Source organism: Pseudomonas sp. CMR5c (assembly GCF_003850545.1).
Lineage (GTDB): Bacteria > Pseudomonadota > Gammaproteobacteria > Pseudomonadales > Pseudomonadaceae > Aquipseudomonas > Aquipseudomonas piscis.
The window spans coordinates 5881612-5907551 of record NZ_CP027705.1; the positions used below are offsets into that span (position 1 = coordinate 5881612).

Below are 25940 nucleotides of genomic sequence, written 5' to 3' on the forward strand. Positions count from 1 at the left end.
AAGCGCTCTCCAATGCCTCTACGCTACCTTTCGCCCCTCTCCATGGAACAAGACAGACAAGCCATATGGAACGTGCCTTCTGGAGTACTCCCTACCTCACCTCCCTGGATGCTCGCGTGCTGAGTGTCGAAGGATCCGACGTCATGATCAGCCCGACGATCTTCTTCGCCGAGTCCGGCGGCCAGGAGTCGGACCAGGGCACCATCGATCGCATCCAGGTCACCCAGGCCACGGTCGTCGGCGAACACATCGTCTATCGGCTGGCCTCGGCGCCGGACTTCGCCGTGGGCGACCTGGTCAATGTGCAAATCGACTGGCCACGGCGCTACGCCCTAATGCGGCTGCACTTCGCCGCCGAAATCGTCCTGGAGCTGTTCTACAAGAAATTCCCCGGGCTGGATAAGATCGGCGCCCATATAGGCCAGACCAAGGCACGTATCGACTTCACCATGGACGGCAGCATCAGCCAGTACTTTCCCGAGATCCTCGCCGAGGTCGAACGGCTGGTGGCGGCCGACCTGCCGATCGAAAGTCGCTTTACCGATACCGAGCATCTGCGCCGTTGCTGGCTCATCGAGGGCTTTTCCCAGGTGCCCTGCGGTGGTACGCACCTGCGCAGGACTGGCGAAGTCGGGCGGATTCGCCTCAAGCGCAACAACATCGGGGCACACAAGGAGCGCGTCGAGATCTACCTGGTGGATTAGCCGCCGCCAGTCGTTCGTGGCCCGGTGGACTCAGAGGAAACCGTTTGCATGCTGAACATCATGTCCGCACTCGGACTGTTGCTGCTGATGCCGGGCCCGACCAACACCCTGTTGTTGCGCTCGGGGGCACTCAACGGCTTCAGGCGCGCCTGGCCCTTGAGCCTGCTGGAATGCCTGGCCTACCTGTTGCAGATCTCCTTCTGGGGTTACCTGCTGGGTCATATCGGCGATGGCGCCCCCTGGTGCCTGAAGTTGATGCAGCTGGTTTCGATCGGCTACCTGGCCAGGACCTCGTACCTGCTCTGGCGCAGGCCCGACGGCGGCCTGCCGGGTTCACCGGAGAGCCTGGTGTCCCGAAGGCATTTTTTCCTGCTGACCCTGATCAATCCCAAGGGCTTGCTGGTGGTGTCGTTCATTGTCCCGCTGCAGACCTTCGCCGATTTCGAGCTGTACCTGCATTTCGTCGCACAGTTCACCGCAGTGGTGATCCCGGTGGGTTGCGCCTGGGTGCTGTTCGGCGCCCGGATCAAGCGCAGCGGCCACGCCTGGTTGACGCCCCACGCCATCAACCGCACGGCCTCGGTGGTGATCTGCTGCTTCGCGCTAGCCATTCTCTGGCGGCTGGCGGATTTGCAGCTCGATAGCAGGCTGGCTCTCTAGTCGGCCAGGCGGGTCTGGCACTTTGCCACAACTCAAGGCATGCTAGCCGCCCTTCGGGCGTCCGGCTTATAGTGCACGTCGCGCCAGCCCAGCCAAACCGCAGGATCACAGCTTGTCCAACGTTACTTCGCCACAGCCAGCGCGCGCTAAAGCCCCTGTGTCGGCCCCTCCTTTGCGCGGCACCCTCAAAGGCGCACTGGCGACCCTGGTGCTGCTGCTCCTGGCCCTGCTGTTCTGGCAGTTGCTCGACCAACTGCAACAGGCTCGCCACGACCAACGCCAGCATGCCATCGACTACAGCGCCGACCTCGCCGACCACCTGAGCCTGAACCTGGCGCTCAATGCGCAGATCGCCCTCAACCTGCTGCCGATCGTCGAAGCCCCCCAGAACAACCAGCAACAACAGCAACTGCTGGAGAAGCTCCAGCGTTCCCTGCCGGATGTGCGCAGCTTCGCGCTGCTCGATGCCCAGGGCGAAATCATCAGCGACACCGCCGAGGGCAGCCAGGATGCCGTGTGGCTCGCCGAACTGGTGCAGCGCAGCCGCTCGCAGCGCTTCTATTACAGCAACCCCGCCGACGGCTCGGTGGTGCACGTACTACTGCACCAGGCCAGTGGCTCGACCCGTGGCTACTGGATCCTGCGCATGGCGCCAAGCTTCCTGCAGAGCCTGGTGCGCCAGAGCGAAGACGGCTTCAAGCCGAGCTGGGTGATCGAGAACCGCCTGAGCCGCCAGGTGATCAAGCGTGACGAGCGCAGCACCCCGACCCCGGGCATGCTCGACCCCGACGAAATGGCCAGTAGCGTGCTGCTGTTGCCCCTGGGCAACAGCGACTGGCAATTGCGCGGTTTGTTCGACCAGCGTGCGGTACTCGAGGAACTGCTGCCGGCCTTCATCGGCAAGTGCCTGCTGGGGCTGGCATTCTCCTTGCTGCCGGTGATCGCCCTGCTCAACATCCGTCGGCGCCAGCGCCAACTGCACGAGGGCCGGCGCCGCTACCAGGACATTTTCGAGGGCACCGGAGTGGCCCTCTGCGTGCTGGACATCTCCGGCCTGCCAGGCCTGCTGGAGAAACACCACCTGCATTCGCTCAACCAGCTCAAGCGCTGGCAGGACGGTCATGCGGAGCAATACCGCCAATTGCTCCAGGAACTGCGCATCACCGAAGTCAACCAGGTCGCCCTGAGCCTGCTCAACGTCCACTCCGGCGACGAAGCCTGGCAATTGCTGATCGAAGGCAGCCCGAATCCCGGCAGCGCCATCGGCGGCCAGTTGCTCGAGGCCCTGGTCAACCAGCACAAGCAGCTGGAACTGGAGATCAAGCTCAGCGACGCCCAAGGCAACGATCAGCACCTGTGGCTGGTGATGCGCCTGCCGGAACAGCCCGACGACTTCAGGGCGGTGATCCTCAGCATCAGCGACATCACCAGCCGCAAGCTGATCGAACTGTCGTTGCTGGAGCGCGAGGGCTTCTGGTCGGACGTGGTGCGGACCGTGCCCGATCACCTGTACGTGCAGGACGTGATCAGCCAGCGGATGATCTTCAGCAACCACCATCTGGGACAGACCCTGGGCTACAACAGGACCGAACTGCAACAGATGGGCGAGTACTTCTGGGAGATCCTGCTCAACCCCGAGGATGCCGACCTCTATCACCAACTGCGCCAGGACCAGCGACATTCCGGTTATGCCCAGCTCCTGCAGTGCCAGTTGCGTTTCCGCCATCGCAGCGGCCAATGGCGGCGCTTCGAGATCCGCGAACAGGCCCTGGCCCGGGACCGTTATGACCAGGTGACACGCATCATCGGCGTGGCCAAGGACATCACCGACCAGATCGAGGCCAGCGAATCCCTGCGCGACAGCGAACAACGCTACCGCATGCTCGCCGAGAGCATCAGCGACGTGATCTTCTCCACCGACAACAAGCTCTCGCTGAACTACGTCAGCCCATCGGTGCAGTCGGTGCTCGGCTACGACGTGGAGTGGGTGTTCCAGAACGGGTGGCAGTCGACCATCGCCAACCCGCAGCAGCTGACCGGTATCTACGTGCTGATGGACCGGGTCAGCAAGGCCCTGGACAAACCCGAGCAACTGGCACAACTGCGCAGCCAGGTGCAGACCCAGCTGTTCCTGTTCGACTGCCTGCGGGCCGATGGCCGCAAGATCCCCATCGAACTGCGCCTGGTGCTGGTCTGGGACGAACACGGCGCCTTCGAAGGCGTGCTCGGGGTCGGCCGCGATATCAGCCAGCAACGCCGGGCGGAAAAAGACCTGCGCATGGCGGCCACGGTATTCGAGCACTCGACCTCGGCGATTCTCATCACCGACCCGGCGGGCTACATCGTCCAGGCCAACGAGGCCTTCAGCCGGGTCAGCGGCTACGCCGTATCCCAGGTGCTGGACCAACTGCCGAACATGCTCACCGTGGATGAACAGCAGGAAGCCCACCTGCGCTACGTGATAAAGCAGTTGAACCAGCACAGCACCTGGGAAGGCGAAGTCTGGCTCAAGCGCCGTGATGGCGAGCACTATCCGGCCTGGGTCGGGATCACCGCCGTGCTCGACGACGAAGGCGACCTGGCCAGCTACGTGTGCTTCTTCAGCGACATCAGCGAGCGCAAGGCCAGCGAACAGCGGATCCACCGCCTGGCCTACTACGACGCCCTGACCCACCTGCCCAACCGCACGCTGTTCCAGGACCGCCTGCATACCGCGCTGCAATCGGCGGAGCGGCAGAAGTCCTGGGTGGTGCTGATGTTCCTCGACCTCGATCGCTTCAAGCCGATCAACGACTCCCTGGGCCACGCCGCCGGCGACCGCATGCTCAAGGAGATGGCCGTCCGCCTGCTGGGTTGCGTCGACGATGACGACACCGTGGCGCGCATGGGCGGCGACGAGTTCACCCTGCTGCTGCAGCCGCGCGCCAGCCGGGAAATCGCCCTGAACCGGGCGATCCACGTCGCCGAGCAGATCCTCGCCAGCCTGGTCAAACCCTTCGTCCTCGAAGGCCGGGAGTTCTTCGTCACCGCCAGCATCGGCATCGCCCTGAGCCCCCAGGACGGTAACGAACTGAGCCAGCTGATGAAGAACGCCGACACCGCGATGTACCACGCCAAGGAACGCGGCAAGAACAACTTCCAGTTCTACCAGGCGGACATGAACGCCAGCGCCCTGGAACGCCTGGAACTGGAAAGCGACCTGCGCCATGCCCTGGAGCAGCAGGAGTTCGTGCTCTACTACCAACCGCAGTTCAGCGGCGATGGCAAGCGCCTGACCGGTGCCGAGGCCCTGCTGCGCTGGCGCCATCCACGCCGTGGCCTGGTGCCACCGGGCGACTTCATTCCGGTGCTGGAGGAGCTGGGGCTGGTGGTGGACGTCGGCGACTGGGTGATCAGCGAAGCCTGTCGCCAGCTCAAGGCCTGGCATGTGGCCAAGGTACGGGTACCGAAGGTTTCGGTGAACATTTCGGCCCGGCAATTCTCCGACGGCCAGTTGGGTATGCGCATTGCCACCATTCTCCGGGACACCGGCCTGCCGCCGGCGTGCCTGGAGCTGGAACTGACCGAGAGCATCCTGATGCGCGAGGTCAGCGAGGCGATGCAGATCCTCGACGGCCTGAAGAACCTGGGCCTGAGTATCGCGGTAGACGACTTCGGCACAGGCTATTCATCGCTGAACTACCTCAAGCAGTTCCCCATCGACGTACTGAAGATCGACCGCACCTTCGTCGACGGCCTGCCGTCCGGCGAGCAGGACGCGCAGATCGCCCGCGCCATCATCGCCATGGCCCACAGCCTGAACCTGGCGGTGATCGCCGAAGGGGTAGAGACCCACGAACAGCTGGACTTCCTGCGCGAGCACGGCTGCGACGAAGTCCAGGGCTACCTGTTCGGACGGCCGATGCCGGCCAACCGCTTCGAAGCGCAATTCAGCAACGACGCCTTGTTCATGTTCGACTAGCGGCAGCGGCAAGCAGCCAATCGCAAGGGAAAGCGATCCGCTTGCAGCTTGCAGCTCGTCACTTGAATGCGGCTTCTGTGCGACATGATGTCCTTTCATATGCCATCCAAAACCCATTGGGTTAGAATGCCTGCCTTTTCTGCCCCCCGATCCTTGAGGACCGCCATGTTCAGCCGTGATTTGACTATTGCCAAGTACGACGCAGATCTCTTTGCCGCCATGGAGCAAGAAGCTCAGCGCCAGGAAGAGCACATTGAGCTGATCGCTTCGGAAAACTACACCAGCCCAGCGGTGATGGAAGCTCAAGGCTCGGTACTGACCAACAAATACGCCGAAGGCTACCCAGGCAAGCGCTACTACGGTGGTTGCGAGTACGTCGACGTGGTCGAGCAGCTTGCGATCGACAGAGCCAAGGAGCTGTTCGGCGCCGACTACGCCAACGTCCAGCCACACGCCGGTTCCCAGGCCAACGCCGCGGTCTACCTGGCCCTGCTGCAAGGCGGCGACACCATCCTGGGCATGAGCCTGGCCCACGGCGGCCACCTGACCCACGGTGCTGCGGTTTCTTCCTCCGGCAAGCTGTACAACGCCGTGCAGTACGGCATCGACGCCAACGGCCTGATCGACTACGACGAAGTCGAGCGCCTGGCGGTCGAGCACAAGCCGAAGATGATCGTCGCCGGCTTCTCCGCCTACTCGCAGATCCTGGACTTCCCACGCTTTCGCGAAATCGCCGACAAGGTCGGTGCCTACCTGTTCGTCGACATGGCCCACGTGGCCGGCCTGGTAGCCGCTGGCGTGTACCCGAACCCAGTACCGTTCGCCGACGTGGTGACCACCACTACCCACAAGACCCTGCGCGGTCCACGTGGCGGCCTGATCCTGGCTCGCGCCAACGCCGACATCGAGAAGAAGCTGAACTCCGCCGTATTCCCTGGCGCCCAAGGTGGCCCGCTGGAGCACGTGATCGCCGCCAAGGCCATCTGCTTCAAGGAAGCCCTGCAGCCTGAGTTCAAGACCTACCAGCAGCAAGTGGTGAAGAACGCCCAGGCCATGGCCAGCGTGTTCATCGAGCGCGGTTTCGACGTGGTTTCCGGCGGTACTGAAAACCACCTGTTCCTGCTGTCGCTGATCAAGCAGGACATCTCCGGTAAAGATGCCGACGCCGCCCTGGGCAAGGCCTTCATCACCGTGAACAAGAACTCCGTGCCAAACGACCCACGCTCGCCGTTCGTCACCTCCGGCCTGCGCTTCGGTACTCCAGCCGTGACCACCCGTGGCTTCAAGGAAGCCGAGTGCCGCGAACTGGCCGGCTGGATCTGCGACATCCTGGCTGACCTGAACAACGAAGCGGTGATCGACGCCGTACGTGAGAAGGTCAAGGCCATCTGCAAGAAACTGCCGGTGTACGGCGCTTAATCAGCACCGCACCGCAACAGAAAAGCCCGGCCTGGCGCCGGGCTTTTTCATGCCCGCAGAAAACTCCCTCTAGCGGCTAATGCAGGCGGCGACGCGCCCCGCAAAAAACCTCCAAGGCTCTGCAATGGGCCTTGCACGGCCCCTGAAAGCCACCAGGCCGAAAGCCCGGGTAGACGGCGCAAGGCCACTGGTCAGACCGGTAAAGCCAATTTTCCCGATCCCTCTTGTAAACCCAAAAAAACCGAGCGTAGACTGCGCCTGCACTGGACAAACCGGTAAGACCACAATAATTAAGTCCGCCACCCGCTGCGTCTCGAATGCACGGCAGGCCGGACACCGACCAGGACTCCTCCCATGCTCAAATGGTGCTCGCGTTCGATCTTCCTCCAAGTGGTGCTCGGGCTGTTGCTCGGCATCGTGTGCGGCCTCACCCTCCCCGAATACTCCTCGCAACTCAAACCCCTGGGCGATGCCTTCATCAAGCTGATCAAGATGCTCATCGGCCTCATCGTGTTCTGCGTGGTGGTCAGCGGTATCTCCGGCGCCGGCGACCTGAAGAAGGTCGGCCGCATCGGCCTGAAATCAGTGATCTACTTCGAAATACTCACCACCCTGGCCCTGGTGATAGGCCTGGTCATGGCCTTCAGCACCGGCATCGGCAGCGGCGCCAACATCCACCTGGAGCAGCTGTCTCCCGCCGACATGGGCGATATCGCCCAGCGCAGCGAGCATATGCACACCACCACCCAGTTCCTCATGGACCTGATCCCCTCCTCGGTGCTCGGTGCCTTCGCCGAGAACAACATCCTCCAGGTGCTGCTGTTCTCGGTGCTGTTCGGCAGCGCGCTGAACCTGGTGGGCGAAGCCGCCTCGGGGATCTCGCGCCTGATCAACGAACTGAGCCACGTGATCTTCCGCATCATGGGCATGATCGTCCGCCTGGCACCCATCGGCGTGTTCGGCGCCATTGCCTTCACCACCAGCAAGTACGGCCTGGACTCGCTACAGCACCTGGGCAGCCTGGTGGGCTTGTTCTACCTGACCTGCAGCGCTTTCGTCGCGCTGATCCTGGGCCTGGTGATGCGCTTGTCGGGCCTGCGCATGCTGCCTTTCCTCAAGTACCTGCGCGAGGAGCTGCTGATCGTCCTTGGCACTGCGTCATCGGACGCGGTACTGCCACAGATCATGCGTAAGCTGGAACACTTGGGGATCGGCAGTTCCACCGTGGGCCTGGTGATTCCTACCGGTTACTCGTTCAACCTCGACGGTTTCTCCATCTACCTGACCCTGGCCATCGTCTTCATCGCCAACGCCACCGGCACGCCGCTGTCCATGGCGGACCTGCTGACCATCCTGCTGGTATCGCTGATCACATCCAAGGGCGCCCATGGCATTCCCGGCTCGGCCCTGGTGATCCTGGCGGCGACCCTGACCGCGATCCCGGCGATCCCGGTGGTGGGCCTGGTACTGGTGCTGGCGGTGGACTGGTTCATGGGCATCGGCCGGGCCCTGACCAACCTGATCGGCAATTGCGTGGCCACGGTCGCCATCGCCCGCTGGGAACAGGACATCGATCTCCAGCGAGCCGACAAGGTGCTCAGCGGCCAGCAAGGCTATGGTTTCCAGGCCCGCAAGGCTGCGAGCGGGAGCCAGCAAGAATTCTGATCCATCCTTGTGCCGGCCCGCGCCAGGCACAGCAATCAGCGCGCGACAACACGCGCCCCTTACATGGAGTCGACAGTGATCAGCTCGTCAACGGTTGTGAACTCAGTGGTAGAAAAACTGCGGGCCGCCCTGGCCCGCGGCCAGTGGCGCTCCGGCGATATGCTGCCCGGACAGCGTGAACTGGCCGAACAGCTGGGGATCAGCCGGCCCAGCCTGCGTGAAGCGGTGATCGTCCTGGAAACCCTGGGCCTGGTGCGTTCCATGCCTGGCAAGGGCGTGCTGGTGCTCGATGCTCCCCTGGACGAGCTCCAGGGCCCGGAAGCCACGCTGGCCGGCGCCAGACTGGAGGATGTATTGCAGCTGCGCTATACCCTGGAGCCCTTCATCGTCGGCCTGGTGGCGCAATCCATCAGCAGCCGGGAGATCGGCCAGCTACGCCTGACCCTGATGGACATGCGCGAAGCCCTGGAAGCCAGCGACGCCGAAGCCGGGGCCAATGCCTACATCGCTTTCCATGAAGAACTGTTCACCCTGACCAGCAATCCGATCTTCCAGAACGTGGTGCAGCAGACCAGCAACGCCCTCAGGCAGAGCGCGCGGATCTTGCGCGAGTCTCCAGAGCACCTGGCCGAACGCCTGGAGGAAAATGAAGCGGTGGTCCGGGCGATCCGCAATCGCAACAGCGCCCAGGCCAGCGCCGAGATGCGCCGGCACATCCTCCAGGAGGGCCAGCGCATGGGCATCGAACTGAACATCCCGGACGACCACCTGGGCCCGGACGCCCGGTAACCCATCCCGTATCAGCAACTGGACCGGAGACCGGCCATGGTCAGCCACGCCTTGGAAAACCCTCGCTTCACCCCGGTGGCCAACCTGCGTCGACGTGGTGCGAAGAAGCTGTTGGTGGACGATGTCTACCCGCAGATCTTCGATGCCATCCTCGAGCAGCGCATCGCCCCCGGCAGCCGCTTCACCGAGGACAGCCTGGGCCAGGCCTTTGGCGTCAGCCGCAGTATCGTGCGTCAGGTACTGGCGCGCCTGTCCCACCAGCAGGTAGTGATCCTGCGACCCAACCACCGGCCCCAGGTGGCGGCACCGGACCTGGAGCAGACCCGGCAGATCCTCCACGCCCGGCGCCTGGCGGAAATCGCCCTGATGCGCCTGGCCTGCCAGCAGCCACGCAAGCGCTTGCAGCCCTTGCACCAACTGGTTTCCCGCGAGCGCGAGGCCATCGAACGCGGCTGGCATGGCCCGGCCATCCGCCTGTCAGGGGAGTTCCACCTGCAACTGGCGCAACTGGCCGGCAATGCGCCCCTGGCCAACTTCCTCGGCAGCCTGGTGCCCCTGACCTCCCTGGCCATCGCCCAGCTGGCGGGCCAGGCCTTGCAGCATTGCGCCTGGCAGGAACACGCCGCCATCGTCGAGGCGTTGCAGGAAGCCGACGCCACGGTGGCCGAGGCGTTGATGCAACAGCACCTGGAACACCTGCAACTGCGCTTGCTCAGGGGCCTGGAGGAGCAGGCTGCGCAGCGCCGTGTCAGCCGGCCAGCATCCGCGCGAAGCCCTGGCGAATCTTCTCTTCCGGCAGGTCATCGGCGATGAACACCATCACGCTCTCGCGAACTTCGTCTGCAGCCCACTCGCTGTCCCAGTCGAAGCCGTAGAGCTTGAGCACCCCCTGGAACACCATGCGCCGGGGTTCGTCGATGACGTTCAGCACGCCCTTGTAGCGCAGCAACTGCTGGCCGTGCTCTTCCAGCAGCTCATTCATGAATTCACTCAGGCGCTCCAGGTCCAGCGCCTGCTCGGTGCGCAACACCAGGCTGGCGATGCGATCCACCGATGGCGCCTTGCTCACCGGACGCAGGCTGATGCCCCCACCCAGGTCGGCATTGAGATTGAAGCCGCGCACATCCAGCAGTTGCGCCAGCTCGATATTGCCGTGATCCACCACATGGATCGGTGCCCGGCGGTTGATCCGCGTCAGGCGCTGGCAGAGGGCCTCGAAGCTGTCCTGGTCCACCAGGTCGCGCTTGCTCACCAGCAAGCGGTCGGCAAAGCCGATCTGCGCCTGGGCGATGGTCTGGCTCAGGTGGAACTCGGCGTGCTTGGCATCCACCAGGGTGATGATGCCATCGAGGATATAGCGCTCGCGCAGCTCTTCATCGATGAAGAAGGTCTGCGCCACCGGCGCCGGATCCGCCAGGCCAGTGCACTCGATCACCAGCCGGTCGAAGGCGATCTCGCCGCTGTCCAGGCGCTCCAACAGCAAGTACAGGGCCTTGCTCAGGTCGGTGTGGATGGTGCAGCAGACACAACCATTGGACAGGGTCATGACTTGAACCGGCTCGGTGCCCAGCAACTGGCTGTCGATACCGGCGTCGCTGAATTCGTTTTCGATCACGGCGATCTTCAAACCGTGCTCGGCCTTGAGCAGATGGCGCAACAAGGTAGTCTTGCCGGCGCCGAGAAAACCGCTGAGAACGGTGACGGGAACAGGATTGTGCAAAACAGGGTCTCCCATGCCTGAAAACGCAGGAGCCGGCGAACCTGGCGAGAGCGCTCCTTGGAACGCCATCGTCGGGCCCGCCGGCTCCTGCCGGGGTATTGCCTAAACGCAGTGCCTCAACAGCACTTCGGACCGCCCTTGCCGCCGTAGCGTGCCTCCTGGCGCTCCCGGAAGAACGCCTCGTAAGACATCACCGGCTTGTCCGGGTGCTTGGTTTGCATGTGTTCGACATAGTTGTCGTAGTCGGGCATGCCGACCATCAGGCGCGCGGCCTGACCGAGGTATTTACCGAGGCGACTCAGGTCATTGAACATCGTTGCAATCCTCGGGTCAGGCGTCCGGTACCGCTTGGTATGGCGATTCCTTGTCCGTGCGCTCCTTGCTGCCCCAGGCGGCGACGCCGACCTTGAGCGCGTAGAACAGGACACTGAATACCACCAGCAGGAACAGGCCGGTCAGGGCCGCGTTGGTATAGGCGTTGAAGATCACGTGCTGCATCTGCGTGATGTCCTTGGCCGGGGCGAGGATCTGGCCGTTGGCCAGGGCATCGCTGTACTTCTTGGCCAGGGACAGGAAGCCGATCGCCGGGTTGGCGTCGAACAGCTTGATGAAGCCCGCGGTGGTGGTGCAGATCAGCAGCCACACAGCCGGCAGCAGGGTGACCCAGATGTAGCGCTGGCGCTTCATCTTGATCAGGATCACGGTGCCGAGCATCAGGGCGATACCGGCCAGCATCTGGTTGGAGATGCCGAACAGCGGCCACAGGGTGTTGATGCCACCCAGCGGATCGATCACGCCCTGGTACAGCAGGTAGCCCCAGAGGGCCACGCAACCGGCGGTGGCGATCAGGTTGGCGCCCCAGGATTCGGTGCGCTTGAGCGCGGGAACGAAGGAGCCCAGCAGGTCCTGGAGCATGAAGCGCCCGGCCCGGGTACCGGCATCCACTGCGGTAAGGATGAACAGCGCTTCGAACAGGATCGCGAAGTGGTACCAGAACGCCATGGTGTTCTCGCCCGGCAGCACGTGATGGAGGATCTGCGCGATCCCCACCGCCAGGGTCGGCGCACCACCGGCACGGGCCAGGATGGTGTTCTCGCCGATGTCCTTGGCCACTGCCTGCAGTTGCTCGGGGCTGATGACGAAGCCCCAGCTGCTGACGGTCTGGGCGACCGCGACCACGTCACCACCGACGATGGCCGCCGGGCTGTTCATGGCGAAGTACACGCCAGGCTCGATCACCGAGGCCGCGACCATGGCCATGATCGCCACGAAGGACTCCATGAGCATGCCGCCGTAGCCGATGTAGCGAGCGTTGGTTTCGTTATCCAGCAGCTTGGGCGTGGTCCCCGAGGAGATCAGCGCATGGAAGCCGGATACCGCGCCACAGGCGATGGTGATGAACAGGAACGGGAACAGGCCGCCTTTCCACACCGGGCCGGTGCCGTCGGTGAACTGGGTCAGGGCCGGCATCTTCAGTTCGGGCATGGTGATCAGGATGCCGATCGCCAGGGCGATGATGGTGCCGATCTTGAGGAAGGTCGACAGGTAGTCCCGTGGCGCCAGGATCAGCCAGACCGGCAGCACCGCAGCGACGAAACCGTAGCCGATCAGCATCCAGGTGATCTGCACGCCGGTGAAGGTGAACATCTTGCTCCAGACTGGATCGGCCGCCACCTGGCCACCCAGCCAGATGGAAGCGAGCAGCAGGATCACGCCGATCAGCGAGATCTCGCCGATGCGGCCCGGGCGGATGTAGCGCATGTACACGCCCATGAACACCGCGATCGGGATGGTCGCCATCACCGTGAAGATGCCCCATGGGCTCTCGGCCAGGGCCTTGACCACGATCAGCGCCAGCACCGCGAGGATGATGATCATGATCAGGAAGCAGCCGAACAGGGCGATGGTCCCGGGAATGCGCCCCATCTCCTCGCGGACCATGTCGCCCAGGGAGCGGCCGTTACGCCGGGTGGACAGGAACAGCACCATGAAGTCCTGTACCGCGCCGGCCAGGACCACGCCGGCGATCAGCCACAGGGTACCGGGCAGGTAGCCCATCTGCGCCGCCAGGACCGGGCCCACCAGGGGACCTGCGCCAGCGATGGCCGCGAAGTGGTGGCCGAACAGGATGTGCTTGTTGGTCGGCACATAGTCCAGACCGTCATTGTTGAGTACGGCGGGGGTGGCGCGGGTCGAATCCAGCTGCATCACGTTGTTGGCGATGAACAGGCTGTAGTACCGGTACGCCACCAGGTAGATGGCCACTGCCGCGACCACGATCCACAAGGCGTTGATCGCCTCCCCTCGACGCAATGCAACTACGCCAAGGGCGCATGCTCCTACGATTGCCAGCACCAGCCAGGGCAGGTGGCGTAGCGGGCTATTATTGTTTTTCATTTTTATATTCCAGCCAGGTGGACAGAAAGATAGCGCTTGCGAGTGTAGCGCTACTCCACCCAAAGGCCAGCCCCCACGTTGGTCTAGAGCATTCTTTCCCGCACCGGGGCAGCTTCGCGGGCCTGCTTCGCACTGGCGGCGAATGTCTCCCGGGCAGCGCTTACGGCGACTGCTTCGCAAGGCGCGACATGGGTTGTAGCGGCGGGCCGGTGCCGGGGTCTATAGTCAGTGCACCACGCAGAGGGCCAGTCCATGAGCGAGCAACACGACGACCGCCGACGCTTCAAACGTATCGCCTTCGATGCCAAGACCGAACTCAGCCAGGGCACCCACCGCTGGCCGGTGCAACTGCTGGACCTGTCCCTCAAGGGCTTGCTGATCGAGCGCCCCGCCCCCTGGCTGGGAGATCCCAAACGCCCCTTCGAAGCCGATATCCACCTGGGCCAGGACGCCGACGTGCGCATGGATGTGCAATTGGCCCATGACAACAACGGCCAGCTGGGTTTCGTCTGCCTGCATATCGGCCTGGAGTCCATCGAGCACCTGCGGCGCCTGATCGAGCTGAACCTGGGCGACCCCGAGGAGCTGGAGCGGGAGCTGGGCGCGCTGATCGATATCTGACCTGCCGCAGCGAGTCAGGGAAACAGCGCGGGCTCGGGGAAATCGTGCTCCATGTCCCAGTAGCCCGGCTGTTGTCGGGAAACCGCCGTCCACTGTCCATCGACATAACGGAAGGTGCGATAGGTGGTGATGAACTCATCGTCCACCATGGTCGAGGCCGAAGACACCTGCTGGATGGTTTCGGTCCCGCCCCCGCTGGCGGGCACTATCTGCCAGGCCGCCTTGCCGGTATGGCTGAACATCAGCGGCCGTTTCTCGCCGCTCTCGTCCTGGCATGGCACCGGGTCCAGGCGGTTCTGCGCCGGCACCAGCACCTCGGTGAGCGGACCGCTGTAGCTGCCCAGGGGGGCGGTCTGGTCGATGGACAAAAAGAAGGTCGGCGATGGCAGGCCGCTGAGCGGGGCCTTCTTCACATTGGCCAGGGGATAACCCAGGGCCCGCTGCGCCAGCACCTGGCCACTGTCCGAGACCAGGCGCGCCTGGGCTTCCAACGGCTCCGCCGGCTGGCCGTCCGCGGCCTCTGGTAGATTGTCCGCGTCCATGCCGCTGCCCCAGTTTTCGTCATGGACCTCCCGGGTGATGCGTTGGTCTTCCAGCACCTGCAGCGTCGTGCCATCCCCCACCGGCAGTTGTTGCGCGATCCAGTAGCCCGGCGGCGCCTCGGCCTGCTGCGCCAGGGCCAGGCTGCAGCCACAGAGCAAGCCGATCCCCAGCAACCAGTCCTTCATGTTTGTCATGCCCATGTCGTGTGCGTCCCTTCAGTAACAGCCCGAGTTATTCGAAAAGTGCATCCAGTGCCTGCTCCAGGCGGGTCACGGCGATGATCTTCAGCCCTGCCGGCGGCTCCTTCGGCGCGTTGCCCTTGGGCACGATGGCCCGCTTGAAGCCATGCTTGGCCGCTTCCTTCAAGCGTTCCTGGCCACTGGGCACCGGGCGCACCTCGCCGGACAGGCCAACCTCGCCGAACACCAGCAGGTCATGGGGCAACGGCCGGTTGCGCAGGCTCGACATCACCGCCGCCATCAACGCCAGGTCGGAGGCGGTCTCCAGCACCTTGACCCCACCCACCACGTTGAGGAACACATCCTGGTCGTGGGTCGGGATGCCGCCGTGGCGGTGCAGGACCGCCAGCAGCATGGACAAGCGGTTCTGATCCAGGCCCAGGGTGACCCGGCGCGGGTTGGCCAGGTGGCTGTCATCCACCAGCGCCTGGACCTCCACCAGCATCGGCCGGGTGCCTTCCCAGGTGGCCATGACCACGCTGCCCGGCACTTCCTCCTGGGCCCGGGTGAGGAAGATCGCCGACGGGTTGGAGACCTCCTTCAGCCCACGGTCGGTCATGCCGAACACGCCAAGCTCGTTGACCGCGCCGAAGCGATTCTTCACCGCCCGTAGCAGGCGCAGGCGACCATCGGACTCCCCCTCGAAATACAGCACGGTGTCCACCATGTGCTCCAGTACCCGCGGGCCGGCCAGGGCGCCTTCCTTGGTCACGTGGCCGACCAGGAAGATCGCCGTGCCGCTCTGCTTGGCGTAGCGCACCAGCAAGGCGGCGCTCTCGCGAACCTGGGACACACCGCCTGGGGCCGATTGCAGTTGTTCGGTGAAGATGGTCTGGATGGAGTCGATCACCATGACCTTGGGCTTCTCTACCCGGGCCGTGGCGATGATGGTCTCGATACAGGTCTCGGTCATTACCCGCAGTTGGTCCTGGGGCAGGCCCAGGCGACGGGCGCGCATCGCTACCTGTTGCTGGGACTCCTCGCCGGTGACGTACAACGCCGGCATACGCGTGGCGATGTTGCACAAGGTCTGCAGCAGGATGGTCGACTTGCCGATCCCCGGATCACCGCCGATCAGCACCACCGAGCCGTCCACCAGGCCGCCGCCGAGCACCCGGTCGAGCTCGCCGGAAGCGGTGGAGAAACGCGGGATCTCCTCGACGCTGACCTCGGCCAGGGTCTTGATCTGCGCCTGCTGCCCGGCCCAGCCGGTACGCCCGGCGGGCGCCGCGGCACCGCCGCTTTCGATCATGGTCTCGACCAGGGTGTTCCAGGCGCCGCATTCACCGCATTGCCCGGCCCATTTGGGAAAGGTGGAGCCGCACTCGGTGCAGCCGTACATGCGCTTGGCCTTGGCCATCTGAACCCCCGGCAAAAACCGCGATGATAGCTCAGCTGGCGCCGATCAGCGCGGCGCGGCGGTGCGGATCTGCCCGCTGGCCAGGCGCGTGGCGCTATTGCCCAGCGGGTCCTCGGCCTCAAGATCGGCGCCCTTGGCCGCCAGGGCCTGGAGCAACTCGGTACGCTTGAACAGGCCGGCGTACATGGCCGCAGTCTGGCCAGCGGCATTGCGCTGGTCAGGGCTGCAATCGGCCGCCATCAGGCGCCGGGCTATCCGTACCTCGCCCTTGAAGATCGCCCCCATCAACGCGGTATTACCGCGCTCATCCTGGGCGCAAGCATTGGCGCCGGCGGCCAGCAGGTGCTCCACCGCCGCCCCGTGGCCGTGATAGGCGGCCAGGATCAGCGCGGTATAGCCCTTTTCGTCGCGGGTATCGAGGGCGTAGCCGGCCTCGATGAAGGTGTCGAGGATCTCGATATCGCCGCGGCGGGCGGCATCGAAATAGTAGTTGGCCAGCTGGGCCTTGACCGCAACCGGGTCGGCAACGCCCGCTTGCTCCGCATAAGCCCCCAGGGAGCAGACGGCCAGCAGCAGTGAAATGAACAGGCGCATGGTGCGACTCCCCTTGTTTCAAGAAACTCCGTAAGCGCGAGGCTTGCCACCGATGCCTCCAGCCCGGGAAACAGGGCTCCAGGCAGAATCGGTATTGGGGCCGCTGTGCGGCCCATCGCGGGCAAGCCTCGCTCCTACAAAGAAAGGTGCGTCACGCCCGAGAGCGTGACGCGGGTCGAGGTCAATCCGCCAGTTTGGCGGCCAGGGCCTTGACCCGGGCCAGGTCGCCCTTGGCCACCTTGGCCACGCCAGCGCCGTACTCGGGGTCGGCCTTGTAGAGGAACGACAGCATGATGTGCTTGCTCTGGTCGTCAGTGTCGGCCAGGGACTGGCCGAAGCTCTCGATCAGGTCCTGGCGCTCCTTCTTGCTGTAGGAGCGGTACAGGTCGCCGGCCTGCTTGAAGTTCTGCTCACGCTGGATCTTCGCCTGCTGGGTGCTGCCCGCCAGCACCAGCTGGCTGTAGCGCGCCGCCGCGGGCTCCTCGCGTGGCTCAAGCCGGCTCGGCTGGTAGTTGACCCCGCTCTGGGTGTGCCCCAGGTTCATAGCGCCGTCCTGGTTGCCATTGCTCACCGCAACTTTCGGCGCATTGATCGGCAGTTGCAGGGCGTTGGCCCCCAGGCGGTACATCTGGGTGTCGGCATAGGAGAACACCCGGCCTTGCAGCAGGCGGTCCTCGGAGGGCTCGATACCCGGCACAAGGTTGGCCGGAGCCATGGCCACCTGCTCGGTTTCCTGGAAGACATTGCCCGGATTGCGGTTCAACACCATCTGCCCGACCTTGCGCTCGGGAATGCCGGGCCAGATCTTGGTGGCATCCAGCGGGTCGAACTCGAACTTGGCCAGGTCTTCGGGCTTCAATACCTGGACATACAAGTCCCACTTGGGAAAGTCCCCTTTATTAATGTGGGATACCAAATCATGGGTCATATGGCTGTAATCGCGCCCCTGGACCTCGACCACTTGTTGCGGATCGAGATTCTTCACACCCTGCAAACTCTTCCAGTGGAACTTCACGTAGTGCACTTCGCCCTTGGCGTTGATCAACTTGTAGGCGTGCACGCCATTCCCGTCCATTTCCCGATAACTGGCCGGGGTCCCGGAGTTGGAATACAGCTCGGTCAAAGTGCGGGTGGCTTCGGGAACATGGGAGAAGAAATCGAAACGCCGCGAATCATCGTCCAGGTTGGTACGCGGGTCGGGCTTGAAGGCATGGACCATGTCCGGGAACTTGATGGCGTCACGGATGAAAAAGGTCGGGAAGTTGTTGCCCACCAGGTCCCAATTGCCGTCCGCGGTGTAGAACTTGGTCGCAAAACCCCGTGGATCGCGCAGGGTTTCCGGGGAATGGTTGCCATGCACCACCGCCGAGAAACGCACGAATACCGGGGTCACCTCGCCAGCGGCGAAAACCTTGGCCCGGGTCAGGTCGGTAAGGTTGTCGGTGACGGTGAAGGTGCCGTAGGCGCCGGTGCCGCGCGCATGCACCACCCGCTCTGGAATACGCTCGCGGTCGAAACGCTGGAGCTTCTGGATCAGTTGCACATCCTGCAGCAACACCGGTCCAGTGGCGCCTGCGGTCTGCGAGTTCTGGTTGTCGCCTACCGCCGCGCCGTTGTCGCGGGTCAGTGTGGCGGCCTGTACGGAAAGGGACAGCATACTGGCGGCAAGCACGCCCAGTACGCCGCGCGGGGAAAGACTCCCCAGGCCAATGGAAACAGTCATGTCGGATTCCTCTAGTTATATAAGGCGTATCTCGATACGCCTGCTAGAGGCTAGTGGCTAAACATTTGAAAGCTAAATAGAAAGCCCGCAAGCGCTTGATTGACAGAATGTTGTGGTTATAGCGGCAATGACGAGGTATATCGCGCGCGAAAAATGATGGCACTTTGATTAAACTCTTCGCCGATATATCGGTCATACGCCGCGAGCTGTAGAAAGTTGAGTCGGCAAAATGCTTTTTGCTGACTTACACTGCTTTAACCAACCTCATCTGCAACAAGGAAATAACCTATGGGCGTGTTAAGTGAGTTCAAGGCCTTCGCGGTCAAAGGTAATGTGGTCGACATGGCCGTCGGTATCATCATCGGCGCCGCATTCGGCAAGATCGTCTCGTCTTTCGTCGGTGACGTAGTCATGCCGCCAATCGGCATGCTGATCGGCGGCGTGGATTTCGCCGACCTGGCCATCACCCTCAAGGCGGCCGTGGGCGACACGCCAGCGGTGGTCCTGGCCTATGGCAAGTTCATCCAGAGCATCATCGACTTCATCATCATCGCCTTCGCCATCTTCATGGGCGTGAAGGTGATCAACCGTCTCAAGCGCGAAGAAGCCGTGGCACCAGCGGAGCCGCCGGTTCCGACCAAGGAAGAAGTGCTGCTGACCGAGATCCGTGACCTGCTCAAGGCCCAGAACGACAAGTCCTGAGGCACGCCGTAGCGACCCGTGGCCGCGCGAAGCAGCGGCCACGGGGCTTTTCCCCTACCAATAGGTTTCCACTGCAACCTGTCCCGGGCGTCGGCTCAGACTCAGGTTCAGGCCCCGCTGCTTGAGCAGGGCCCGGGTGTCGTCGATCATCTGTGGGTTGCCGCAGAGCATCACCCGGGAATGTTCAGGACTCAGTTCCAAACCCGCCGCACGCTCCAACTCACCGTTCTCGATCAGCTGGGTAATGCGCCCGTTGAGGCTGCCCGGATGCTGTTCGCGGGTAACGGTGCTGATGAACTGCAGCTTGTGGGCAACTTCGGCCAGGTATTCACGCTGGGGCAACTCGGCGAGCAATTGCTGGTAGGCCAGTTCCCTGGCCTCGCGCACGCTGTAGACCAGGATGATGCGCTCGAATCTCTCCCACACCTCGAAGTCCTGGAGGATCGACAGAAATGGCGCAATGCCGGTACCTGTGGATAACAACCAGAGGTCGCGCCCATCGACGAAACGGTCCAGGGTCAGGTAACCGAAGGCCTGGCGATCCACCAGCAGGCTGTCGCCTTCACGCAGGCGGCTCAACTCGCTGGTGAACTCGCCGTCGGGCACGACGATGGAAAAGAACTCGAGGAACTCGTCGAACGGCGAAGACACCATGGAATAGGCACGCCACACCGTACTGCCGTCGGCCCGGGTCACCCCGAGGCGGGCGAACTGGCCGGAACGGAAGCGAAAGCCCGGGTCCCGGGTGGTGCGCAGGGTGAACAGGCTGGGGGTCAGCGGCTGGACATCGAGCAGGGTCTGGCGGGTGTACTTTTCTTCACTGGCAGTCATGACGAACTCCACAAAACCGATGTTCCTAGTGTCCCGCAAAGCGTCGTGCACAAACACCGGTGGTTTGTAGTGGCATAGACGGCGGGCAATCCCCGGCGAAAAAACGTAAAATCGCCGCATTTGCACAAGCCCGCCCGCGCGTTGCAACAGCGCTGCCCCAAGGCTCCTGTCCGCCACGGTCCCGCGCCAACAGGCCCACCTATTACCTAGAGTCCGCCCATGCCCCTGCTTGCCAGCCCCTTCGCCCAGCTCGACCTGATCCGCCAGCCCGAACAGCAGAACGAGCCGCTGCAAGCCTTCGACGCCGCGGACGAGTACCTGCTCAGCCACCTGGCCGAACAGCAACCGGGCAGCGAGACCCGGGTCCTGGTGCTCAACGACAGCTTCGGGGCCCTGGCCGCGAGCCTGCAGGGCAAGGTCCGGGTCACCAGCAGCGGCGACTCCTACCTCGGCGCCCTGGCCCTGGAAAAGAACCTGGCACGCAATGGCCTGCCCTTCGATGCCGTGCAGGTGCTGCCGGCCAGCGAACCACTGGTGGGTCCCTTCGACCGGGTGCTGGTCCGTGTCCCCAAAACCCTGGCCCTGCTGGAGGAGCAACTGATCCGCCTGCAAGGCCAGCTGGCTCCCGGGGCCCAAGTGGTGGCCGCGGCCATGGTCAAGCATCTGCCCCGAGCCGCCGGCGACCTGCTGGAGCGCTACATCGGCCCGGTCCAGGCGTCGCTGGCGGTGAAGAAAGCCCGCCTGCTGATCGCCACCGCCGAGGCCAGGCCGCCGTTGGCCTCGCCCTACCCGACCCGCTATCGCCTGGACAAGCCTGCTGTCGAGCTGCTCAACCACGCCAACGTGTTCTGCCGCGAAGGCCTGGATATCGGTACCCGCGCCTTCCTCCCGCACCTGCCGCAGAACCTCGGCAATGCCCGGGTCGCGGACCTGGGCTGCGGCAACGGTATCCTGGCCATCGCCAGCGCCCTGGACAATCCACAGGCCTGCTACACCCTGGTGGACGAGTCGTTCATGGCGGTGCAGTCGGCCCGGGAAAACTGGCAGGCGCTGCTTGGCGAGCGCGAAGCCGTGATCCGCCCCGGCGACGGCCTGGCCGGCCAGGAGCCGCAATCCCTGGACGTGGTGCTGTGCAACCCACCGTTCCACCAGCAGCAGGTGGTGGGCGACTTCCTCGCCTGGCGCATGTTCCAGCAGGCCCGGGAAACCCTGGTGGTGGGCGGTGCGCTGTATATCGTCGGCAACCGCCACCTGGGTTATCACAGCAAGCTGGCCCGCCTGTTCCGCGGTGTTGAGCAGGTGGCGGCGACGCCCAAGTTCGTCATCCTCAAGGCCCGCAAGTAACCCCACCCTGCCCCGTAGGCGCAAGCTTGCTCGCGGTGAGTCCCCCGCGAAATGCCAAGTACCGCGTTGTCGCTCATCACAAGCCCAACGGCTGCACCTGCAAAGAAAAGACGTAGCAAGCCCAGGTCAAAAAAAACCCTCCAATGGAGGGTTGTAAACCGCGCCGCACGACACGGGATGGGATGAGCGGTGATGAAGATCAGTGCGTGGTCAGGCCCGCGGCGTTCATGAACATGCGCATCAGGCTGGCCACCAGGAACAGGGCCAGGACGCTACCGCCCCAGATCATGGCCAGCCAGCCCAGGCGCTGCCAGAGCGGCTTCTTTTCCGCCTGCTCGATTTCCTGCAATGAATGTTTACCAGCCATCATCGAATGCTCCTTTCGCAAGGGGGGGCGATGGCGCCTGCAAGGGCGCCGTCGCGAGCAGGCTGCGCTCCTCTCGAGGAGCGAGGCCTGACTAGTGGTAGCCGTCCTCATGGGTGACCTTGCCGCGGAACACGTAGTAGCTCCAGAAGGTGTATCCCAGGATGAACGGAATGATGAACAAGGTGCCCACCAGCATGAAGCCCTGGCTCTGCGGCGGTGCGGCGGCATCCCAGATGGAGATCGACGGCGGCACGATGTTCGGCCACAGGCTGATGCCCAGGCCGCTGTAGCCGAGAAAGATCAGTACCAGGGTCAAAAGGAACGGCGTGTAGTGAGCGTTGCGCGCCACGGCCCGGAGCAGTCCGTACAGGGTCACCAGCACCAGGATCGGCACTGGCAGGAACCAGAACAGGTTCGGCAGGGTGAACCAGCGCGCGGCGATCTCGGCATGGGCCAGGGGCGTCCAGATACTGACCACGCCGATCACCGCCAGCAGGACGAAGGCCAGGGGCCGCGCCAGGTCATGCATCTGCAACTGCAGCTTGCCTTCGGTCTTCATGATCAGCCAGGTGCAACCGAGCAAGGCATAGGCCACCACCAGTGCCAGGCCGCAGAACAGCGTGAAGGGCGTCAGCCAGTCCATCGAGCCGCCGGCGAACTGGCGGTTGACCACCGGCAGGCCATCGATGAAGGCCCCCAGGGCCACGCCCTGGAAGAAGGTGGCCGCAGCGGAACCGCCGATGAAGGCCTTGTCCCAGATATGGCGCTTGGCTTCCTTGGCCTTAAAGCGGAACTCGAAGGCCACGCCACGGAAGATCAGCCCCACCAGCATCAGGATCAGCGGCATGTACAGCGCCGAAAGCACCACCGAGTAGGCCAGCGGGAAGGCGCCGAACAGCGCCGCCCCGCCCAGTACCAGCCAGGTCTCGTTGCCGTCCCAGACCGGGGCGACGGTGTTCATCATTACGTCACGGTCGCGGCTGTCCTTGACGAACGGGAAGAGAATCCCGATCCCCAGGTCGAACCCGTCCATGACCACGTACATCATGATGCCGAAGATGATAATCACGGCCCAGAGCAGCGGAAGATCGATACCCATGACTCAATTCCCCTTGTTCAGGCTGGTGCTGTGGTCGTCATCGTCGGCCGCGGAAAGCGGACGGGCCGGCGTGCGTTTGCGGCCGGGGCCACCATGGCTGGTCTCGGCGCCTTCGTTGGTCACCGGTCCCTTGCGCACCAGGCGCATCATGTAGCCGATGCCCACGCCGAACAGCGCGAAGTACACCACCACGAACAACGCCAGGGTGATGCTCATCTGCACCAGGCTATGCCCGGAAGAAGCATCGGCGGTGCGCATCAGGCCGTAGACCACCCAGGGCTGGCGACCGATCTCGGTGGTGAACCAGCCCGCGAGGATCGCGATCAGCCCGGACGGCCCCATCCACAACGCCAGGTACAGGAACGGCCGCGAGGTGTAGAGGCTGTCCCGCTTGCGCAGCCAGAGGCTCCACAGGCCGGTGAAGATCATCAGCATGCCCAGGCCGACCATGATCCGGAACGACCAGAAGACGATGGTCGAGTTGGGCCGGTCCTCGGGCGGGAACTCCTTGAGCGCCGGCACCTGCTTGTCCAGGGAGTGGGTGAGGATCAGGCTACCCAGGTAGGGGATTTCCACGGCGAACTTGGTTTTCTCGGCCTTCATGTCCGGCCAGCCGAAGAGGATCAGCGGAGTCGGCTCGTTACCGACGTTCTCCCAGTGGCCTTCGATGGCGGCGATCTTCGCCGGCTGGTGCTTGAGGGTGTTGAGACCGTGGAAGTCACCGATCACTGCCTGTACCGGGGCCACGATCAGGGCCATCCACATGGCCATGGAAAGCATGCGCCGGATCGCCGGGTTGTCCCGCCCGCGCAGCAGGTGCCAGGCCGCCGACGAGCCGACGAAGAACGCCGTGGCCACGAACGCGGCTACCGCCATGTGCGCCAGGCGATAGGGGAAGGACGGGTTGAAGATCACTGCCAGCCAATCCACCGGGATCACCTGGCCGTTGACGATTTCATAGCCCTGAGGAGTCTGCATCCAGCTGTTGGACGAGAGGATCCAGAAGGTCGAGATCAGGGTACCGATGGCCACCATCACCGTGGAGAAGAAGTGCAGCTTGCGCCCGACCTTGTTCCAGCCGAACAGCATCACCCCGAGGAAACCGGCCTCGAGGAAGAATGCGGTGAGCACCTCGTAGGTCAGCAACGGGCCGGTGACCGAACCGGCGAAGTCGGAGAACCGGCTCCAGTTGGTGCCGAACTGATAGGCCATCACCAGGCCGGACACCACGCCCATGCCGAAGTTGACGGCGAAGATCTTCGACCAGAAGTGGTAGAGATCGCGGTAGGTATCGTCGTGGGTCTTGAGCCACAGGCCCTCGAGTACCGCCAGGTAGCTCGCCAGGCCGATGGTGATCGCCGGGAACAGGATGTGGAACGAGATGGTGAATGCGAACTGGATTCGGGCGAGATCAAGAGCCTCTAAACCGAACATAAGCTTTCCTCTGTCAGGTAATACCGGCTGCCGGCCAGAGGCCTGCACCCACTGCCCCCACGGATATGGAGTGCGGCGAATTCGGATTCGTTCTTTTAAACCATCGCTACGCAGGGATCCTGGCCTTGCGGCCACCACACCAATCCTCGAAATAGGCCTTGATCTGGATCAATCAACGTTAAAAGAGTAGTCCTAAATTTGCCGGGCAACTCTGTGGTTATTTGCCGCGTGACAGCTTGCCTCACCTTGTCAAAACCGGGGTTTCCCAGCGCTTCTCCAGCCCACATCGAACCTGTAGCCGCTGCTGAGCCCGCGAAGCTGCGACAAGGCCCCCAGGGCCTTCGGCGACCGACCGATCAGCCGGGGACCTGCGGTCGCGGCGACAGGGCCTCGCATCGAAAAAAGGAGCCAGAAACGAGATAGATGCGCGGCTAACGATTTTTCCTGGACCGCAACCATTGGTTACATCTTGGTGATAACCTCGTCCCCCTCCCCGCTCAGATCTACCTGCCGATGCCCAGCCCAGAACCCTTGCTGCTCCGCCACCACCGCCCGTTCATCGCCTTCTGGATAGCCCGGATCTTCACCGCCAGCGGTTTCCAGATGCTCACGGTGGCCATTGGCTGGAACCTCTATCAACTGACCGGCAACGTCCTGGACCTGGGCCTGGTGGGGCTGGTGGAGTTCGCCCCACGGGTGCTGTTCATGCTGCATACCGGACATGTGGCCGACCGCTACGACCGGCGCCGCGTGGCCGCCATCTGTCAGTCGCTGCAAGCCTTGATCGCCCTGTCCCTGGCCATAGGCAGCCTGACCGACAGCGTCAGCCGGGAGCTGATCTTCATCCTGGCGTTCCTGCTCGGGGCCGCGCGTTCCTTCGAGATGCCCACCACCCAGGCCCTGCTGCCGAGCATCGTGCCCGCCGCACTGTTTCCCCGGGCGGTGGCCGCGGCCCAGTCGGCCCAGCAATCGGCGACCATCGTCGCCCCGGCCCTGGGCGGCTTGCTCTACGCCTTCGGCAGTGTCTGGGTCTACGGTCCGACCGTGGTGCTGTACCTGATCGCCTGCCTGCTGATGCTCAACCTGCCAGCCCGCCAGGCCGCCCTGAACAAGGGCAAGGCCACCCTGGACTCGCTGCTGGCGGGCATCCGCTTCATCCGCAGCCGCCCGGACATCCTCGGCGCCATCTCCCTGGACCTGTTCGCCGTACTGCTCGGCGGCGCCACCGCGCTGTTGCCGGTATTCGCCAAGGACATCCTGCTCACCGGCCCCTGGGGCCTGGGCCTGCTGCGCTCGGCGCCAGCAGTGGGCGCCCTGCTGATGTCGCTGTGGCTGGCGCGCTTCAGCGTCGAGCGCAAGGTCGGGCGGGTGATGTTCACCGCCGTCGGGGTGTTCGGCGTGGCGACCATCGCCTTCGGCCTGTCCACCTCGTTCTGGTTCTCCCTGGCCGTGCTGGTGGTGCTGGGGGCGGCGGACATGATCAGCATGGTGATCCGCGCCTCCTTCGTGCAGCTGGAAACCCCGGATGAGATGCGCGGCCGGGTCAGCGCGGTGAACGGCCTGTTCATCGGCGCCTCGAATCAACTGGGGGAGTTCGAATCCGGGCTCACTGCCCACTGGTTCGGCACGGTGCCGGCGGTGGTGCTGGGCGGAGTCGGCACGCTGCTGGTGACCGGGACCTGGATCAAGCTGTTCCCGACCCTGGCCCAGCGTGACCGGATGCACGAACCACAAATGGAGCAAACCCGGGCTGGCTAGCTGGCCGAAC

22 protein-coding genes are annotated in these 25940 nt (G+C 63.8%); 11 read left to right on the forward strand and 11 right to left on the reverse strand.

Going from position 1 to position 25940, the window contains the following annotated elements; translation table 11 throughout:
* Nucleotides 1-65: 65 nt before the first annotated feature.
* The 7 genes from C4K40_RS27170 to C4K40_RS27200 all read left to right on the forward strand — a co-directional run bounded on the left by C4K40_RS27170 (nt 66) and on the right by C4K40_RS27200 (nt 10011).
* Complete coding sequence (locus tag C4K40_RS27170) at nt 66-704, forward strand: alanyl-tRNA editing protein (protein ID WP_053134669.1); 639 nt, start codon at nt 66-68, stop codon at nt 702-704.
* A gap of 48 nt (nt 705-752) precedes the next feature.
* Nucleotides 753-1364, forward strand: coding sequence for a LysE family translocator (locus tag C4K40_RS27175; RefSeq protein WP_053134672.1), 612 nt, complete (start codon nt 753-755; stop codon nt 1362-1364).
* Nucleotides 1365-1476: 112 nt separating this feature from the next.
* Nucleotides 1477-5325 (forward strand): bifunctional diguanylate cyclase/phosphodiesterase, encoded by a 3849-nt coding sequence (locus C4K40_RS27180; RefSeq protein ID WP_053134675.1) that lies wholly within the window; start codon nt 1477-1479, stop codon nt 5323-5325.
* Nucleotides 5326-5490: 165 nt separating this feature from the next.
* On the forward strand, nt 5491-6744 hold the full coding sequence (gene glyA / locus C4K40_RS27185; RefSeq protein ID WP_022641112.1) for a serine hydroxymethyltransferase: 1254 nt from the start codon (nt 5491-5493) through the stop codon (nt 6742-6744).
* A 354-nt stretch (nt 6745-7098) separates the two neighbouring features.
* Nucleotides 7099-8409: a C4-dicarboxylate transporter DctA gene (locus tag C4K40_RS27190; protein WP_022641113.1), complete on the forward strand. Its 1311-nt coding sequence runs from the start codon at nt 7099-7101 to the stop codon at nt 8407-8409.
* 75 nt (nt 8410-8484) lie between these two features.
* Nucleotides 8485-9198, forward strand: a complete 714-nt coding sequence (locus C4K40_RS27195; protein WP_031320565.1) for a FadR/GntR family transcriptional regulator — start codon at nt 8485-8487, stop codon at nt 9196-9198.
* A 36-nt stretch (nt 9199-9234) separates the two neighbouring features.
* The gene (locus C4K40_RS27200) at nt 9235-10011 is read left to right on the forward strand and encodes a GntR family transcriptional regulator (protein ID WP_053134678.1); all 777 of its coding nucleotides are present in this window, start codon (nt 9235-9237) and stop codon (nt 10009-10011) included.
* On the opposite strand, the gene yjiA is transcribed toward C4K40_RS27200, so the two are convergent.
* The 3 genes from yjiA to C4K40_RS27215 all read right to left on the reverse strand — a co-directional run bounded on the left by yjiA (nt 9947) and on the right by C4K40_RS27215 (nt 13315).
* The gene (gene yjiA / locus C4K40_RS27205; RefSeq protein ID WP_162165131.1) at nt 9947-10933 is read right to left on the reverse strand and encodes a GTPase; all 987 of its coding nucleotides are present in this window, start codon (nt 10931-10933) and stop codon (nt 9947-9949) included. The genes C4K40_RS27200 and yjiA overlap by 65 nt on opposite strands.
* A 101-nt stretch (nt 10934-11034) precedes the next feature.
* Nucleotides 11035-11232 (reverse strand): YbdD/YjiX family protein, encoded by a 198-nt coding sequence (locus C4K40_RS27210; RefSeq protein WP_007937254.1) that lies wholly within the window; start codon nt 11230-11232, stop codon nt 11035-11037.
* 16 nt (nt 11233-11248) lie between these two features.
* Nucleotides 11249-13315: a carbon starvation CstA family protein gene (locus C4K40_RS27215; protein WP_053134681.1), complete on the reverse strand. Its 2067-nt coding sequence runs from the start codon at nt 13313-13315 to the stop codon at nt 11249-11251.
* Nucleotides 13316-13567: 252 nt separating this feature from the next.
* Between C4K40_RS27215 and C4K40_RS27220 the strand changes: the two genes are divergently transcribed.
* Nucleotides 13568-13936, forward strand: a complete 369-nt coding sequence (locus C4K40_RS27220; RefSeq protein WP_022641118.1) for a PilZ domain-containing protein — start codon at nt 13568-13570, stop codon at nt 13934-13936.
* Nucleotides 13937-13950: 14 nt separating this feature from the next.
* Here the strand turns inward: C4K40_RS27220 and C4K40_RS27225 are convergent, their stop codons facing one another.
* The 4 genes from C4K40_RS27225 to katB all read right to left on the reverse strand — a co-directional run bounded on the left by C4K40_RS27225 (nt 13951) and on the right by katB (nt 18395).
* Nucleotides 13951-14679, reverse strand: coding sequence for a hypothetical protein (locus tag C4K40_RS27225; protein WP_053134684.1), 729 nt, complete (start codon nt 14677-14679; stop codon nt 13951-13953).
* Nucleotides 14680-14710: 31 nt separating this feature from the next.
* Nucleotides 14711-16078, reverse strand: coding sequence for a DNA repair protein RadA (radA, locus tag C4K40_RS27230; RefSeq protein WP_022641120.1), 1368 nt, complete (start codon nt 16076-16078; stop codon nt 14711-14713).
* Nucleotides 16079-16123: 45 nt separating this feature from the next.
* The gene (locus C4K40_RS27235) at nt 16124-16672 is read right to left on the reverse strand and encodes an ankyrin repeat domain-containing protein (protein WP_022641121.1); all 549 of its coding nucleotides are present in this window, start codon (nt 16670-16672) and stop codon (nt 16124-16126) included.
* Nucleotides 16673-16853: 181 nt separating this feature from the next.
* A complete protein-coding gene (gene katB, locus C4K40_RS27240) occupies nt 16854-18395 on the reverse strand; it encodes a catalase KatB (RefSeq protein ID WP_053134687.1) in 1542 nt (513 codons plus the stop codon).
* A 288-nt stretch (nt 18396-18683) separates the two neighbouring features.
* Here katB and mscL point away from each other — a divergent pair, with 288 nt between their 5' ends.
* Nucleotides 18684-19097 (forward strand): large-conductance mechanosensitive channel protein MscL, encoded by a 414-nt coding sequence (gene mscL / locus C4K40_RS27245; RefSeq protein WP_022641123.1) that lies wholly within the window; start codon nt 18684-18686, stop codon nt 19095-19097.
* Nucleotides 19098-19151: 54 nt separating this feature from the next.
* Here the strand turns inward: mscL and C4K40_RS27250 are convergent, their stop codons facing one another.
* Nucleotides 19152-19928 carry a ferredoxin--NADP reductase gene (locus C4K40_RS27250; protein ID WP_053134690.1) on the reverse strand — a complete coding sequence of 259 codons (777 nt, stop codon included), beginning with the start codon at nt 19926-19928 and terminating at the stop codon, nt 19152-19154.
* Nucleotides 19929-20147: 219 nt separating this feature from the next.
* Here C4K40_RS27250 and C4K40_RS27255 point away from each other — a divergent pair, with 219 nt between their 5' ends.
* Entirely contained in the window at nt 20148-21272 is a 1125-nt protein-coding gene (locus tag C4K40_RS27255) for a methyltransferase (RefSeq protein ID WP_053134693.1), read from the forward strand.
* Between the two features lie 199 nt (nt 21273-21471).
* Here the strand turns inward: C4K40_RS27255 and C4K40_RS27260 are convergent, their stop codons facing one another.
* From C4K40_RS27260 to C4K40_RS27270, 3 genes are all read right to left on the reverse strand, one after another.
* The gene (locus C4K40_RS27260) at nt 21472-21639 is read right to left on the reverse strand and encodes a DUF2474 domain-containing protein (RefSeq protein ID WP_083456947.1); all 168 of its coding nucleotides are present in this window, start codon (nt 21637-21639) and stop codon (nt 21472-21474) included.
* A 91-nt stretch (nt 21640-21730) separates the two neighbouring features.
* Nucleotides 21731-22738 carry a cytochrome d ubiquinol oxidase subunit II gene (cydB, locus tag C4K40_RS27265; protein WP_022641127.1) on the reverse strand — a complete coding sequence of 336 codons (1008 nt, stop codon included), beginning with the start codon at nt 22736-22738 and terminating at the stop codon, nt 21731-21733.
* A 3-nt stretch (nt 22739-22741) separates the two neighbouring features.
* Nucleotides 22742-24172, reverse strand: a complete 1431-nt coding sequence (locus C4K40_RS27270; RefSeq protein ID WP_022641128.1) for a cytochrome ubiquinol oxidase subunit I — start codon at nt 24170-24172, stop codon at nt 22742-22744.
* A 513-nt stretch (nt 24173-24685) separates the two neighbouring features.
* On the opposite strand from C4K40_RS27270, the gene C4K40_RS27275 reads away from it, so the two are divergent.
* Entirely contained in the window at nt 24686-25930 is a 1245-nt protein-coding gene (locus tag C4K40_RS27275) for an MFS transporter (protein ID WP_031320570.1), read from the forward strand.
* Nucleotides 25931-25940 lie beyond the last annotated feature (10 nt).

Excerpts from the sequence above, each read along its gene's own strand:
- C4K40_RS27170 (WP_053134669.1), top strand. The coding sequence starts at position 66 with ATGGAACGTGCCTTCTGGAGTACTCCCTACCTCACCTCCCTGGATGCT.
- C4K40_RS27175 (WP_053134672.1), top strand. The coding sequence starts at position 753 with ATGCTGAACATCATGTCCGCACTCGGACTGTTGCTGCTGATGCCGGGC.
- glyA (WP_022641112.1), top strand. The coding sequence starts at position 5,491 with ATGTTCAGCCGTGATTTGACTATTGCCAAGTACGACGCAGATCTCTTT.
- C4K40_RS27190 (WP_022641113.1), top strand. The coding sequence starts at position 7,099 with ATGCTCAAATGGTGCTCGCGTTCGATCTTCCTCCAAGTGGTGCTCGGG.
- C4K40_RS27200 (WP_053134678.1), top strand. The coding sequence starts at position 9,235 with ATGGTCAGCCACGCCTTGGAAAACCCTCGCTTCACCCCGGTGGCCAAC.
- yjiA (WP_162165131.1), bottom strand. The coding sequence starts at position 10,933 with ATGGGAGACCCTGTTTTGCACAATCCTGTTCCCGTCACCGTTCTCAGC.
- C4K40_RS27210 (WP_007937254.1), bottom strand. The coding sequence starts at position 11,232 with ATGTTCAATGACCTGAGTCGCCTCGGTAAATACCTCGGTCAGGCCGCG.
- C4K40_RS27215 (WP_053134681.1), bottom strand. The coding sequence starts at position 13,315 with ATGAAAAACAATAATAGCCCGCTACGCCACCTGCCCTGGCTGGTGCTG.
- C4K40_RS27220 (WP_022641118.1), top strand. The coding sequence starts at position 13,568 with ATGAGCGAGCAACACGACGACCGCCGACGCTTCAAACGTATCGCCTTC.
- C4K40_RS27225 (WP_053134684.1), bottom strand. The coding sequence starts at position 14,679 with ATGGGCATGACAAACATGAAGGACTGGTTGCTGGGGATCGGCTTGCTC.
- radA (WP_022641120.1), bottom strand. The coding sequence starts at position 16,078 with ATGGCCAAGGCCAAGCGCATGTACGGCTGCACCGAGTGCGGCTCCACC.
- C4K40_RS27235 (WP_022641121.1), bottom strand. The coding sequence starts at position 16,672 with ATGCGCCTGTTCATTTCACTGCTGCTGGCCGTCTGCTCCCTGGGGGCT.
- katB (WP_053134687.1), bottom strand. The coding sequence starts at position 18,395 with ATGACTGTTTCCATTGGCCTGGGGAGTCTTTCCCCGCGCGGCGTACTG.
- mscL (WP_022641123.1), top strand. The coding sequence starts at position 18,684 with ATGGGCGTGTTAAGTGAGTTCAAGGCCTTCGCGGTCAAAGGTAATGTG.
- C4K40_RS27250 (WP_053134690.1), bottom strand. The coding sequence starts at position 19,928 with ATGACTGCCAGTGAAGAAAAGTACACCCGCCAGACCCTGCTCGATGTC.
- C4K40_RS27255 (WP_053134693.1), top strand. The coding sequence starts at position 20,148 with ATGCCCCTGCTTGCCAGCCCCTTCGCCCAGCTCGACCTGATCCGCCAG.
- C4K40_RS27260 (WP_083456947.1), bottom strand. The coding sequence starts at position 21,639 with ATGGCTGGTAAACATTCATTGCAGGAAATCGAGCAGGCGGAAAAGAAG.
- cydB (WP_022641127.1), bottom strand. The coding sequence starts at position 22,738 with ATGGGTATCGATCTTCCGCTGCTCTGGGCCGTGATTATCATCTTCGGC.
- C4K40_RS27270 (WP_022641128.1), bottom strand. The coding sequence starts at position 24,172 with ATGTTCGGTTTAGAGGCTCTTGATCTCGCCCGAATCCAGTTCGCATTC.
- C4K40_RS27275 (WP_031320570.1), top strand. The coding sequence starts at position 24,686 with ATGCCCAGCCCAGAACCCTTGCTGCTCCGCCACCACCGCCCGTTCATC.